This window comes from Mesorhizobium sp. M0317 (assembly GCF_040321555.1).
Taxonomy (GTDB): domain Bacteria; phylum Pseudomonadota; class Alphaproteobacteria; order Rhizobiales; family Rhizobiaceae; genus Mesorhizobium.
In genome coordinates this window covers 1-13,239 of record NZ_JAMYRV010000053.1, presented here as the reverse complement: position 1 = coordinate 13,239, position 13,239 = coordinate 1, and the positions used below count along the sequence as shown (strand labels likewise).

At 64.0% G+C, this 13,239-nt stretch carries 12 protein-coding genes, 1 pseudogene and 1 riboswitch; of the genes and pseudogenes, 5 read left to right on the top strand and 8 right to left on the bottom strand.

The window, feature by feature from the left end:
- Positions 1–136: 136 nt before the first annotated feature.
- The 3 genes from NKI88_RS27520 to NKI88_RS27510 form a co-directional block, all read right to left on the bottom strand.
- Positions 137–904: an amino acid ABC transporter ATP-binding protein gene (locus NKI88_RS27520; protein WP_023673665.1), complete on the bottom strand. Its 768-nt coding sequence runs from the start codon at positions 902–904 to the stop codon at positions 137–139.
- Entirely contained in the window at positions 901–1,581 is a 681-nt protein-coding gene (locus NKI88_RS27515; protein WP_023693608.1) for an amino acid ABC transporter permease, read from the bottom strand. Before NKI88_RS27515 ends, NKI88_RS27520 begins: the two co-directional genes overlap by 4 nt.
- A gap of 137 nt (positions 1,582–1,718) precedes the next feature.
- Positions 1,719–2,492, bottom strand: a complete 774-nt coding sequence (locus NKI88_RS27510) for an amino acid ABC transporter substrate-binding protein (protein ID WP_023712815.1) — start codon at positions 2,490–2,492, stop codon at positions 1,719–1,721.
- A gap of 397 nt (positions 2,493–2,889) precedes the next feature.
- Here NKI88_RS27510 and NKI88_RS27505 point away from each other — a divergent pair, with 397 nt between their 5' ends.
- Entirely contained in the window at positions 2,890–3,747 is an 858-nt protein-coding gene (locus tag NKI88_RS27505) for an RNA polymerase factor sigma-32 (RefSeq protein WP_023693606.1), read from the top strand.
- Positions 3,748–3,843: 96 nt separating this feature from the next.
- Here NKI88_RS27505 and NKI88_RS27500 read toward each other — a convergent pair whose 3' ends face one another.
- From NKI88_RS27500 to thiB, 4 genes are all read right to left on the bottom strand, one after another.
- A complete protein-coding gene (locus tag NKI88_RS27500) occupies positions 3,844–5,250 on the bottom strand; it encodes a M48 family metalloprotease (protein ID WP_245260137.1) in 1,407 nt (468 codons plus the stop codon).
- 330 nt (positions 5,251–5,580) lie between these two features.
- Complete coding sequence (gene thiQ, locus NKI88_RS27495; RefSeq protein WP_352658553.1) at positions 5,581–6,345, bottom strand: thiamine ABC transporter ATP-binding protein; 765 nt, start codon at positions 6,343–6,345, stop codon at positions 5,581–5,583.
- The gene (thiP, locus tag NKI88_RS27490) at positions 6,342–7,949 is read right to left on the bottom strand and encodes a thiamine/thiamine pyrophosphate ABC transporter permease (RefSeq protein WP_352658551.1); all 1,608 of its coding nucleotides are present in this window, start codon (positions 7,947–7,949) and stop codon (positions 6,342–6,344) included. The genes thiQ and thiP overlap by 4 nt, the downstream gene beginning before the upstream one ends.
- A gap of 249 nt (positions 7,950–8,198) precedes the next feature.
- Entirely contained in the window at positions 8,199–9,206 is a 1,008-nt protein-coding gene (gene thiB, locus NKI88_RS27485) for a thiamine ABC transporter substrate binding subunit (RefSeq protein ID WP_023752858.1), read from the bottom strand.
- 43 nt (positions 9,207–9,249) lie between these two features.
- Positions 9,250–9,364: riboswitch (TPP riboswitch) on the bottom strand.
- A 162-nt stretch (positions 9,365–9,526) separates the two neighbouring features.
- Between thiB and NKI88_RS27480 the strand changes: the two genes are divergently transcribed.
- From NKI88_RS27480 to NKI88_RS27465, 4 genes are read left to right on the top strand one after another with little or no spacing between them, the layout of a single operon-like run.
- Complete coding sequence (locus NKI88_RS27480; RefSeq protein WP_352658549.1) at positions 9,527–10,186, top strand: thiamine diphosphokinase; 660 nt, start codon at positions 9,527–9,529, stop codon at positions 10,184–10,186.
- 1 nt (position 10,187) lies between these two features.
- Complete coding sequence (locus tag NKI88_RS27475; RefSeq protein ID WP_352658547.1) at positions 10,188–12,008, top strand: ABC-F family ATP-binding cassette domain-containing protein; 1,821 nt, start codon at positions 10,188–10,190, stop codon at positions 12,006–12,008.
- A 54-nt stretch (positions 12,009–12,062) separates the two neighbouring features.
- Entirely contained in the window at positions 12,063–12,305 is a 243-nt protein-coding gene (locus NKI88_RS27470) for a type II toxin-antitoxin system CcdA family antitoxin (protein ID WP_352658545.1), read from the top strand.
- Positions 12,305–12,604 carry a CcdB family protein gene (locus NKI88_RS27465; RefSeq protein ID WP_352658543.1) on the top strand — a complete coding sequence of 100 codons (300 nt, stop codon included), beginning with the start codon at positions 12,305–12,307 and terminating at the stop codon, positions 12,602–12,604. The genes NKI88_RS27470 and NKI88_RS27465 overlap by 1 nt, the downstream gene beginning before the upstream one ends.
- A gap of 26 nt (positions 12,605–12,630) precedes the next feature.
- On the opposite strand, the pseudogene NKI88_RS27460 reads toward NKI88_RS27465, so the two are convergent.
- Positions 12,631–13,239 (bottom strand): annotated as a pseudogene (locus tag NKI88_RS27460) (hypothetical protein); the annotation flags it as partial.

Below are 13,239 nucleotides of genomic sequence, written 5' to 3'. Positions count from 1 at the left end.
CCTTGTGGGGTTCCAAGGACAGGCGAGACCCGTGGCTCGCCCAGGCAGGGTCGCTGCGAAGCAGCGAGGATGGGGACGACACCAGACCGCACCCGGACCTTCCGTCCGACCTCTTCACAAGGGGAACGTAGAAGGCTCAGCCGCCGGCTTCCTTCTCCGCCTCCTGCTTCAGCGTCGCAATAAAACGCTTGGTCCGTTCCCGCTCCGGATTGCTGAACACCACGGTGGACGGCCCCTTCTCGACGACGACACCAGCATCGAGGAACACCACCTCCTGCGCGATCTTGGAGGCAAGGCGAAGGTCGTGCGTGGCCATCACCATGGTGGTGCCTTCGCTGGCGAGCTTTCCGAGCACGTCGACCACTTCCTGCGCCAGTTCCGGATCGAGCGCCGAGGTCGGCTCGTCGCAAAGCAGCACTTTCGGCGACGGCGCCAGGGCGCGGGCAATGGCCACACGCTGCTGCTGGCCGCCCGACAGCGTTGCCGGCCAATCGTCCGCCTTGTGCGCCATGCCGACCTTCTCGAGCAGCGCCAATGCCCGCTCGCGCGCCTTTGCCGTCGGCCATTTCAGCACCGTCACCAGGCCTTCCATGACGTTCTCGATCGCGGTGCGATGCGGGAACAGCTGGAAGTTCTGGAACACCATGCCGGTCTGCAGCCGCAGGCGCTGGATGTCGCGGCTGGGGATCTTGATGCCGGGACGGAATTCCAGCGTCTCGTCGCCGATGCGCACCATGCCCGAGGTCGGGATCTCCAACAGGTTGATGCAGCGCAGCAGTGTGCTCTTGCCGCCGCCGGAGGGGCCGACGAGCGCGGTGACGCTGCCTTCGGCAATGGTGACCGTCACGCCCTTCAGCACCAGATTGTCGCCGAAGCGCTTTTCGATGTCGGTGAGGCCGATCATGAGCGCGCCTCCAGGAAGCCGCCATAGCGGTTGAGCCGCTCCTCCAGCCGCGTCTGCAAGGCCGAAAGCACCGAGCTCATCGCCAGATAAAGGATCGCCGCCTCGACATAGAGGATCAGCGGTTCATAGGTGGTGGCGACGATGCGCTGCGCCGCCTGGAACATCTCCGGCACGGTGATGGCGGCGGCCAGCGACGTATCCTTGACCAGCGAGATGAAGGTGTTGGACAGCGGCGGCACGGCGACGCGGCCGGCTTGCGGCAGGATGGTGCGCCGCATCGCCTGGCTCCAGGTCATGCCGATCGAATAGGCCGCCTCCCACTGGCCCTTCGGCACCGAGCCGATCACGGCGCGGATAATTTCCGAACTGTAGGCGCCTATGTTGAGGGTGAAGCCAATCAGCGCCGCCGGAAAAGCATCCAGCAATATGCCGACCGAAGGCAGGCCGTAAAAGATCAGGAACAGCTGCACCAGAAGCGGCGTGCCGCGAAAGATCCAGACATAGAAGCGGACCACGGCAACCAGAGGCTTGGGACCGAACAGCCGCACCAGGGCGACAACCAGGCCGACGAACAGGCCGAGTGCGAACGATAGCAATGTCAGCGGTACGGTGAAGATCAACGCCGCCCACAGCAGTGTCGGCAACGAGTCCAGCATCAGGTGTAGCCAGTGCGGCACGAACGGCTCCTCCTTCACAGACCGCCGCGGTGACGGCAGTGCGATTGTGTGCTTCTCATATCATGCGAAAAACGGCGAGCCGTCAAAGACGGCCCGCCGCTATTGGTCATTGCCGGCAAACCGCCGGGAGATGGTCTTTACTGCGAGACATCCTGGCCGAAATACGTATCGGCGATCCTCTTGTAGGTGCCGTCGGCCTTGATGTCGGCCAGCGCCTTGTTGATCGCCGCGACCAGCTCCGGATCACCCTTGCGCACGATGACGCCGGAATAGTCGGCGTTCTCTTCCTGCGCGGCGATCTTCACATTGGCGTCCGGCTTGTGCTTCTTGAAGTCGAGGAAAGACAGGCTGTCATTGATGGTGGCGTCGGCGCGGCCGGTGAGCAGCAGCTGGATCGACTGGTCGAAGCCGTCGGTGCCGACGAGTTCGGCGCCGTTGGTCTCGGCGAGCTTGCCGAAATTCGATGTCAACGACTGTGCCGACTTCTTGCCCTTGAGGTCGGCGAAGGTCTTGATGTCGGTGTTGTCGCCGCGCACGATCAGCACGGCCTTGGAGGCGATGTAAGGATCGGAGAAATCGTACTTGGCCTTGCGCGCGTCGGTGATGCCGACCTCGTTGATCACGGCGTCGTAGCGGTTGGCGTCGAGGCCGGCGATCAGCCCGTCCCATTTGCCTTCGAGGAACTCGACCTTGACGCCGAGCTTGTCGCCGATCGCCTTGGCGATCTCGACGTCGAAGCCGACCAGCGCGCCGGAAGCATCATGATAGGTGAAGGGCGCATAGGTGCCTTCGGTGCCGACTTTGAGGGTGCCGGCCTGCTTGATCTGGTCAAGATTGGCGCCGGCATGGCCTGATGTAACAGCCAGAACCTGAAGCGTTCCGGCGACGATGAGCGACTTGAGCCATTTCATTTCTGTGTGATCCCGTCCTTGGCCGGTGTCCGGCGCTTGTGAGAGCCGGAAACTGACAGATACAGCGCAGCAAAATAAGGAACCAGATTTCAAAAAAACGACGATCCAGAAATCAGATTCTCAAAGCAGCTCGGATCGGTGCCAATAATCCCGATCTGCGGTGTCGATGCGCCCTGTCGGACCGCACAAAACAACCGCCATCGGCGGCGGAACCAATCCCCGGTGTGGCACGTTCATGGCTTGTTGTAGGGCGCCGCGTTTCCATTTCAAGAACCCTTGGCTGCGCTAGGCCCGAAGCAATTCCAGGAAAGTGGGAAAGCGGTTTCCCTCGGAATTGCGTCAAACAGAGATAACGGCCGCCAGGCCGTCCGAAAATGTCCGGGAGCAGGAGCGCGGCATGATCGAAGACACGGCAGGACGGACCATGGTCCGCACGGCAATGAAAGCCCCTTACCTCGAGCGCGATGAGGAACATGTTCTCGCCTTGCGCTGGAAGGAAGACCAGGATCAGCAGGCGCTGCATCAGATTACCGTCGCCCATATGCGGCTGGTCATCTCCATGGCTTCGAAATTCCGACATTACGGCCTGCCGCTCGGCGATCTGGTCCAGGAGGGCCATGTCGGGCTGCTGGAAGCAGCCGCGCGTTTCGAGCCGGAGCGCGAGGTGCGCTTCTCGACCTATGCGACATGGTGGATCCGCGCTTCGATGCAGGACTACATCCTGCGCAACTGGTCGATCGTTCGCGGCGGCACCTCTTCGGCGCAAAAGGCGCTGTTCTTCAACCTGCGGCGCCTGCGCGCCCGTCTTGCCAACGGCGCCGAGCCGATCTCTAACGCCACGCTCTACCGCGAAGTCTCGGTAGCCCTCGGCGTCTCCGAGGCCGATGTCGAGAAGATGGATTCCAGGCTTTCAGCACCTGACTCTTCGCTCAACGCACCCCTCGCCGATGAGGCCGGTACCACCGAGCGGATGGACTTCCTGATTTCGGACGATCCATTGCCTGACGAGGTCGCCGGCGACACCATCGACGTCGAACGGCGCCTGATGTGGCTGAAGACGGCGCTCCGCGCGCTCAATGCCCGCGAACTCAGGATCATCGAGGAGCGTCGGCTGACCGACGAAGGTGCGACGCTTGAGGCGCTCGGCGAGACGCTCGGCATTTCCAAGGAGCGTGTCCGCCAGATCGAGGCCCGCGCCATGGAAAAGCTCAAGCTCGCGCTGGTCAAGCAGAACCCCGAATTCATGGCAGCGTGAGATTGCCAGGAACAGGGGTACCGCCCCGAGTTATCTCAGAAAAGTTATCTCAGAAAAAAGCACTACGAAGGCTGGGGTTTCTGACGAAGACCGGCGCTATCTGTCCGTGACGATCTTGACCTTGTCGCCGGCCGAAACCGAGGCGCCCGGCGACATCGCGTTGAGCACGCGGAACAGATCGAGCTTGCGGTCGACGCCGACCATCTGCGCCGAAAGTGTGCCCATCGTCTGCCCGGCCTGTACCGTGACGACGCGGATATGCAGCGGCTTCAGTGCCGCTTTCTCGGCGGGGCTGAGCACGCGGAACGAACCGCTGACCGAGCGTGCCACCGGATCGAGTGTCGTGCTGGCCGAGGGGGCCGCTGTCAAAAGCCGGTAGACCTGACCGCCGGCGCGGATCACCGCAATGTCGAACTGCCAGCCATCGGCGCCGGCGTGCGCGGTCGCCGCCTGGTTGCCGTCGATCGTCTCCTGGCGCACACTGGTCTCGTCGAGACCGGCCACCCAGCCGCTTCTGATGTAGTCGGTCAGCGCACGATCCTTGTCGATCGACACACCGTCGAAGCGGATCGCCATGTCGCCGGGACCGGTCGCCGTCACTGCCGCCGCCGAATTGTCGATGATGAAGCCGTCGGGCACCGTGAACGAAACGCCGAGGCCCGGATGCAGGAAGGTCTGGCCGCGCACATAGCCCTCTTCCGGCGTGTCGCCATAGAGCAGGCCGTCTATCCCGGCCAGGAAGGAATCGCGGTCGCGGGTGCCGATGCCCGGCGCGCCGAACTGGCGGGCGTGGCGCTGCGCCAGATCAATTCGCTGCGGCGTGTTGGGGTGCGTGGCCAGGAAGTCGAGGCTGGCGTCGGTGGCGCCGCTGATCGAGCGGAAATCGGTATAGGCCGACATCGACTGCAGGAAACGACCGGCGGCATAGGGATCGTAACCCGCCTCGCCGATCGACTTGATGCCGATCGCGTCTGCCTCCAGCTCCTGGTTGCGCGAGAACTGCGCCAGCCTCAGCTTGCCGCGGATCAATGCCTGCTTGGCGGTCGGGCTGTCGCCCAGCACATCGGAGACCACCTTGGTCGCCAGGCCTTCCTCGGCCTCGAGCTGCTGGCGCTGCAAGCCGTGATTGGCGGTGACGTGGCCCATCTCATGCGCGATGACGGCGGCGAGTTCGGCCGAATCATTGGCCAGCGCCAGCAGGCCGCGGGTGACGTAGAGATAGCCGCCCGGCAGCGCGAAAGCGTTGACGTTGGGCGAATTGAGGATGGTGATGCGATAGGTCTGGGTCGGATTGGCCGACACCACGGTCAGGCTGCCGACAACCTTGGCCACCATGCGCTCGAGCTTGGGATCGGAATATTCGCCGCCATAGGTGGCAAGGATGCGCGGATGTTGCGCCTTCGCCAGTTCGGCAAGCTTGCTGTTGGCGGCGACATTGTCGACCGTGATCGGCTTGTCGGAAGGCTGGAAGCCGGATTCCTGCACTTCGGGAGGCGTGAACATCTGGCAGCTGGCCAGCGCCACGGCAAGGCCGGCCAGCGCGAGGAAGCGCACCAGCGGTCTGCGTTTCAAAGTGTCAGTGCCGGTCGGCAGCACGGCGTTCCTTCAGCTCTCGGCGCATGATTTGGACCGGGGTCCGCGCCAGCGAAAAATCGGTTTTCGTTGGCAATCCTGCACACATCAAAAAACCTACAGCGTTTACGCATCCGGCCGGGTGCGGCGCTGTAGGGGCAAATCACGGCTCGTGCCGGACCAGTACTAAGCGGACCTAGCCACATCGACTGGACCATGGCAAGCAAGCGCCACATCACCTGTAGCCGGTTTGGTCGTAAATTATGTCCGCTTCCGGGCAATATCGCGTGATCCGCCCGAACTTGCGCCGATATAGCGCCGAAACGCTTCAGGGCCAGTGCCGTCGAAAAAATCGGCGGCAGGTCCCGTCGCGGCAACCCTGCCATTGTCCAGAAAAACCATCTGCTCGCCGATACGGCGAGCGTCTTCCGGCTGATGCGTGACGAACAGCACCGTCATCGCCCGCTCGGCATGAACGCCGGCCACCAGGTCGAGCATGTCGTCGCGCAGTGCTGGCCCGAGCGAAGCGAACGGCTCGTCGAGCAGCAGCACCGGCCGGTCGCGCACCAGAACGCGGGCGAGCGCCACGCGCTGCCTTTCGCCGCCGGAGAGTTCGCGCGGCAGGCGCTTTTCCTTGCCGGCCAGGCCGACGCGGTCAAGCGCCTCGGCGATCGCGGCGCGATCGGCCTCGGTCAGGTTGAGCGATGGCGAGCGGCCGAGCCCGACATTCTTCTCCACCGAGAGATGAGCAAACAGATTGTTTTCCTGGAACACCATCGACACCGGCCGCACCGAAGGCGGCTCGACGCCGAAATCGGCGCCGCCGATCAGCACACGACCGGACTGCGGCGTCTCGAAACCAGCCACCAGATTGAGCAAGGTCGATTTGCCCGAACCACTTGCCCCCATGATGGCGGTGATCTTCGATGTGTCGAATTCGACATCGAACAGGAATGACGTTCCGCCATAGCTGAACGAGACCTTGTCCAGCCGGACGGTCGTGCTTTTCTCCACAGCGGACGTCACGATCTCTCTCCCCGTCCCAGCCAGTCTGCCGCGACCACCAACGCAAGGCAGACCGCCCCGAGCAGCAAAGCCAGCCCGGCAGCATCGGCCGTGCGATAGCTGCCCATGCGCGCCAGCAGGAGATAGGGCAAGGTCTGCACCGAATCGCTGCCGAACAGCGCGATGACGCCGAGATCGCCGAGCGACAGCGCCATGGCGAAGGCAAAGCCGGTGGCCAGCGGCCGCCGGAGCGACGGCCAGTCGACCAGAAGCAGCCGGTTCCAGCCCGCAATCCCGAGCTGCGCGCACAGCTTTTCGTGGCGCTCGCTCGCCGCATCATAGGCCGGGCGCATCGCGCGGATGGCAAAGGGCATCGCCATCACCGCATTGACGGTGACGACCATGACCGGCGCGATGGCAAAGACATCGCTGACCGCGCGCAGCAGGAGAAACCAGCCGGCGCCGATGACAATGGGCGGCACGACGAGGACGAAGCCGGCGCCGGTGTCGGTGGCATGTTCGAGCAATGAACGGGCACTGGACCGGCGGCGCAGCGACAGTGCCCGCCGAGCCATGATCAGCGACAGCGACAGCGCCACCGAAAGTAGCGCCGCCGAGAGGGCGAGACCGGCGCTGGTCAGGGTCGCCTGACGCACGGCACTCTCGCCCGCCAGCCGGCCGAGATCGGCGCCGAGGCCGGAGGCAACGGTGGCCGCCATCGGTCCGGCGACGAACAGCAAGGCGAGCACGATCAGGACGGCGTTGAACGCTGTTTCTGCTTTGCCGACCAAGTGATAGCGGCGCGGCGCGACAGGCAAATTGGCGTCGCCGGTCATATTGGCGCCAAGCCGCGTCAGCGCCAGCATGACGGCAAAAGTCAGCGCGATCTGCAGCACGGTCAGCGTCACCGCTCGCGCCGGATCGAAGTCGAAACGCAGTGCCTGATAGATGGCGACTTCCAGCGTCGTCGCCGCCGGCCCGCCGCCGAGGATCAGGACGATGGTGAAGGAGGTGATGCAAAGCATGAAGACAAGCCCCGCGATGCCCGGCAGCGCGGCGCGCAGCACCGGCCACTCGATCAGCCGGAAGGCTGGCCTCGCTCCCATGCCGAGCTGGCTCGCCAGCCGCCATTGATCGGCCGGCACCGTGCCCAGCGCTTCGAGGAACAGCCGGGTGGCCAGCGGCAGGTTGAAGAAGACGTGGGCGACGAGGATGCCCGGCAGCCCATAGATGTCGGGCCAGCTCTGGCCACCGATCGCGGCGAAATAACCGGCGCGGCCATAGAGCGCCAGTATGCCCAGCGCTCCGACAATTGCCGGCAAGGCAAGGGGCACAGTGAACAGCTGCAGGATGAAGCCGCGTCCGAAGAAGCGCGGATGCCGCGACAGCGACCGGGCGACGAAGAGCGCCGGTACGGCGGAAAGCAGAGTCGAGAGCGCAGCCTGCCAGAGCGTGAAGCGGACAACGCGCAGGAGATAGAGGTCAAAGGCGGACGCGGCGCCGGAAAGGTCGTGCGCGCCTTCGCGGATAAGGCCGGCGAAGGCGCCACCGATCAGCAGCGCGATTGCCGCAAGCGCGACAATGCCGGCCGTGATGCGGGGGTCAGAGGGATAGTGCGCACGCATTTCGTGTTATCCAACCCTACATCGCATGTTGGCTGCTGACGGAAATATTTCATGGAGGTCGAGTTCCCGCCCACCCCCCTCTGTCCTGCCGGACATGCCCCCCGCAAGGGGGGAGATTAGCAGCTTCGCTCCCCGCCCCATCCTCGCCGCGTTGGAGGTTGACGAAAGCTTCTGAGCGCTTGATCTCCCCCCTTGCGGGGGAGATGGCCGGCACGCCAGAGGGGGGTGTTCAAGCGCCATCCTGAATTCCTACTTGCTCATCACCGCCAGCCATTCATCCACCCAGGCCTTGCGATTTGCCGCGACCTCTTCCGGGCTGAACAGCAAGGTCTTCGCCGGCTTGACCAGCCTATCAAAAGCCGGATTGAGCGGCTTGTCGGTTTTCCCGGCCGGGAACATCCAGTTGGTCTCCGGAATGACATCCTGGAATTTCGGCCCGGTCATGAAGGCCAGGAACTTCGCCGCCAGCGGATTCTTCGCGCCCGTGGTGGTGATGCCGGCGACCTCGATTTGCAGATACTCGCCTTCCTCGAACGAGGCCGCCTGGTAGCGCCCGGTGTTCTCGGCCACCATGTGGTAGGCCGGCGACGTCGTATAGGAAAGCACCATCGGCGCCTCGCCCTTGGTGAACAGGCCGTAGGCCTCGCTCCAGCCCGGCGTCACCGTCAGCACTTTGCCCTTGAGTTTCGCCCAGGCTTCCGGCGCCTTGTCGCCATAGACCGACTTGACCCACAGCAGCAGGCCGAGGCCCGGCGTCGACGTCCTCGGATCCTGGATGACGATCTTGTCGGCGGCATCGCCCTCGACCAGTTCCTTCAGGCTCTTCGGTGGGCTCTTCAGCTTTTCGGTGTCGTAGACGACGGCGAAATAACCATAATCATAGGGCACGAAAGTGTCGTCGCTCCAGCCGCCCGGCACGTTGTTTTCAGCCACCGCGCCATGTGGGACAAACAGGCCGGAAGCCTTGGCTTCCGCGGTGAGGTTGGTGTCGAGACCAAGCACGATATCGGCCTTGGTCGAGGCACCTTCGAGCTTGACGCGGTTGAGCAGCGCGACGCCGTCGGCCACCGAGACGAAGTCGACGCTGCAGCCGCACTCGGCCTCGAATTCCTTCTTCACCTGGGGGCCCGGACCCCAGTCGGCAGTGAAACTCTCATAGGTATAGATCGTGAGTTTTTCCTGCGCGGACGCAGAGCTTGCCAGTAGCGAAACAGCAAGCCCCAGCGCTGGGACAAGACGGGACAAAAACATGCGCATCGGCGCCTCCTTCATTCGTGTTGAAAGGAATTGAGGCGTCGGGCTGTCCGAAGCGTCTAATCCCTCCGCCGGTACAAACCGGATCAGGTTCAGCGGGTTGGCGAGACTGCCTCTCAGCCGGTCCGCGAAGATCGCGTCCGGCACCCCGTTAGAGCGTTTCGACACATAGGCCCGGCCAAGGTGCCACGCAAGTGGAAGTTTGCCCGAGCATGATCCCGGAAAGTGGAATCCGTTTCCGGAAAAAGATCATGCTCCAACAAAGAGTGACGGTGCCGATCGGCCTTCCGTTTCGTCGGCGGGGCTGGTAAGGGCCAGCGGATATGAGCACATTCACCATCCTGCTTGGCGGCGATCTCGTCCGCACGCCGCGGCTCGACCGCCAGGTCGCGGGCACGCGCGTCATCGCCGCCGACGCCGGCATCGATCATGCCCGCCTGCTCGGCCTGATGCCGGAGCTGTGGGTCGGCGATTTCGATTCCGTGCCGGCGGACCTGCCTGCCGATCTCGCCGCCGTGCCGCGGGAGGTGTTTCCTCCCGAAAAGGACAAGACCGATGGCGAACTGGCGATCGCGGCGGCATTGGAACGCGGCGCCACCAGCCTGGTGCTGGCCGGCGCTTTCGGCGGCAAGCGCGCCGACCACGCCTTCCTCCATCTGGCGCTCAGCCTGCGGCTGGCCGAGGCCGGGACAAAAGTGCTGTTGACCAGCGGAGCGCAGGAAGGCGCCCCTCTGCTGCCTGGCAAGGCCGGCTTCGACTATGCCGACGGAACGCTGTTTTCGGTGCTCGGCTTTTCCGATCTTTCGGGCCTCACCGTGTCCGGCGCGAAGTGGCCGCTCGACCATGTCGAGGTCGTGTTCGGCTCGTCGCTGACCATCTCGAACGAGGTCAAGTCCAACACGACCGGGGGAGGCCTCGAAATAGCGCTCGGCCATGGCCGCGCGCTGCTGCTCGCCCACCCCTACCCCTTGCCTGAAAGCTGACATGGCCCCGCCCCTTCTCAACCTCGACGGCATAAGACTGACCTTTGGCGGCACGCCGCTGCTCGATGGCGCCGAACTGACGGCGTCCGCCGGTGACAAGATCGCGCTCGTCGGCCGCAACGGCTCCGGCAAGTCGACGCTCCTGAAGATTGCTGCTGGTCTGATCGAGCCGCAAGACGGCGAGGTCTTCCGCCAGCCTTCGGCAACGGTGCGCTATCTCCCGCAAATGCCCGACATGGACGGCTTTGCCAATGTGCGCGCCTATGTCGAGGCCGGGCTTGGGCCTGCCGACGATCCCTACCGCGCCACATATCTGATGGAGCATCTCGGCCTCGCCGGCACGGAGAACCCCAACGATCTCTCCGGCGGCGAGGCGCGCCGCGCAGCACTTGCCCGCGTCATGGCGCCCGAACCCGATATTCTGCTGCTTGATGAGCCGACGAACCATCTCGATTTGTCGGTCATCGAATGGCTGGAAGAAGAGCTTGTCCGGACGTCTTCGGCGCTGATCGTCATCTCGCACGACCGTCGCTTCCTCGAACGCGTCTCGCGCGCCACCGTCTGGCTCGACCGTGGCCAGACCCGCCGCCTCGACAAGGGCTTTGGCCATTTCGAGGAATGGCGCGACCTTGTGCTGGAAGAGGAAGAGCGCGAACAGCACAAGCTCGGCCGCCAGATCGTGCGCGAGGAGCATTGGCTGCGCTATGGCGTGACGGCTCGCCGCAAACGCAACATGCGCCGCCTGGGCGAACTGCAGACCATGCGCCAGCGTTTTCGCGGCCATCGCGGCACCGAGGGCTCGGCGACCATGGTGGCCAGCGACGCCGCCGAATCCGGCAAGCTGGTGATCGAGGCCAAGAACATCGAGAAGAGTTTTGGCGACCTGACCGTGGTCAAGGGCTTCTCGACCCGCATTCAGCGCGGCGATCGCGTCGGCCTTGTCGGGCCGAACGGCGCCGGCAAGACGACGCTGTTGAAGATGCTCACCGGCGAGATGAAGCCCGACGCCGGCTCGGTGCGGCTCGGCACCAATCTGGAAATCGCCACGCTCGACCAGAAGCGCGAGGCGGTCGATCCGGCCGAGACCCTGGCGCAGTATCTCACGGACGGGCGCGGCGAAAACCTCGTCATCAATGGCGAGCAGCGCCATGTCGTGTCCTACATGAAGGATTTCCTGTTCAAGCCGGAACAGGCGCGCACCCCGGTGCGCGAGCTGTCCGGCGGCGAACGGGCGCGGCTGCTCCTGGCGCGTGTTCTGGCGCGGCCGGCCAACCTTCTAGTGCTCGACGAGCCGACCAACGATCTCGACATGGAGACGCTGGAACTGTTGCAGGAACTTGTCGCCGGCTTTGCCGGCACGGTCATCCTGGTCAGCCACGACCGCGACTTCCTCGACCGCACCGTCACCAGCATCATCGCCCCGGACGGAGGCGGCCGCTGGATCGAATATGCCGGTGGCTATTCCGACATGCTGGCGCAGCGCGGCGGCACCCGGCTCGACGACCGCAAGGCGCGCGCCAAGGCCGAAGCCAGCGATGCGCCGGCGGCGGGCAAGAGCGAGCCGGCAGCGCCAAAAGGGCCGTCGAAGAAACTGTCGTTCAAGCAGAAATTCGCTCTGGAATCCTTGCCCAAGAAGATCGAGGCGATAATGGCCTCGATCTCGCGGTTGGAAAACAACATTGCCGATCCCGCCTATTACGAGCGCGACCCGGCCTCGTTCCAAAAGACCATCGCCGCCCTCGACAAGGAACGCGCCACGCTGGCCGCACTCGAGGAAGAGTGGCTGGAGCTGGAAATGCTGCGTGAGGAGATGGAGGGGTAGCATTGCCTGCGGTCTTTATGCGCGTATATTGTGCGCATGAAAGGAGGCATCTCCGTGCTTCAATCGACGCCAAAAACTCAGCGGACCTCTGTCAACACGTCCATTGACTCTCAGCTGATCAAGGACGCCAAAGCGTTGGGCATCAACATCTCCCGCGCTGCCGAAGCAGGGATCGCGAAAGCGATTGCGGCGGAGAAAACGCGTCGATGGCAAGAAGAAAACAGGGAAGCCATCGAAGGCTCCAACGAATATGTCCGAAAGAACGGACTGCCATTGGCTAAACACCGGCCGTTCTGATGGCGCCTTACGATTTCTATCGGAGTACCGAGAGCGACGGTTATCTTCTCAACGTGCAGTCAGATATGCTTGAAGGGCTGAGCACGAGGGTGGTCGTTCCTTTGATGCCGCCCGAGATTGCCCCGCTTCCTGGTCGCCGCCTGCACCCGACCTTCGCTATAAACGGCAAAGATCTTGTGATGGTCACACAGTTTGTGTCGGCCTTCAGCGCGTCCGAATTGCGGATGCCAGAGGGAAACCTTTCTAGACATCACGAGGACATCGTCGCCGCGCTCGACATGCTGTTCCAGGGCTTCTGAGCGAAGGCAGCCGCTACTGCCGCCCGTCAACCTGCCGTCTTGGCCTGCCAGGCCTTCAGCGCCTCGTCGAACACCTTCTCGCCCGGAATGCCCTTTTCCATGGTCAGCAGCGCCCGGCGTCCGGTCTTGTAGACCACCGGCACGTCGATCCAGTCCTGGCCTCGAAGCAAGGTCATATTGGCGTCCTCGTCGGCCTTGGTGTCGTTGAGCGCCACCAGGAAGAAGCCGTCGGCGATCTTGGCCGGAATCCCGATCAGCGGGCTGCCGGCATCCTGTTCCGAACTCTTCATGGCGACGCGCAGGATGTTGTCGACGCCACCGCCGTCAAAGCCCTCGGGCGTCAGGAAGATCATCTCGATGATGTGGCTGGCCGGCAGCGTCTGGTCGGTATTGCGGCGGATGGTCATGCGCAGCTGGATGTCCTTGCCGGGAATGGTCGCCTCGGCGCGGATCGCCGGCTCGGGCGGCAGGTCGCCGCCGGGCGATTCCTGCACCAGCGACCAGACGATGCTGCCGGGTTCGGCCGAACCTTGCGCGGTCGAGGTGCGTTCCTCGTAGCAGATCGCCTTCTGGCCGCCCGCACCGGTCGGCGCGGGAGCGGCGGCCGCCGGCGCCGGGCGAGTATAGAACTCTGC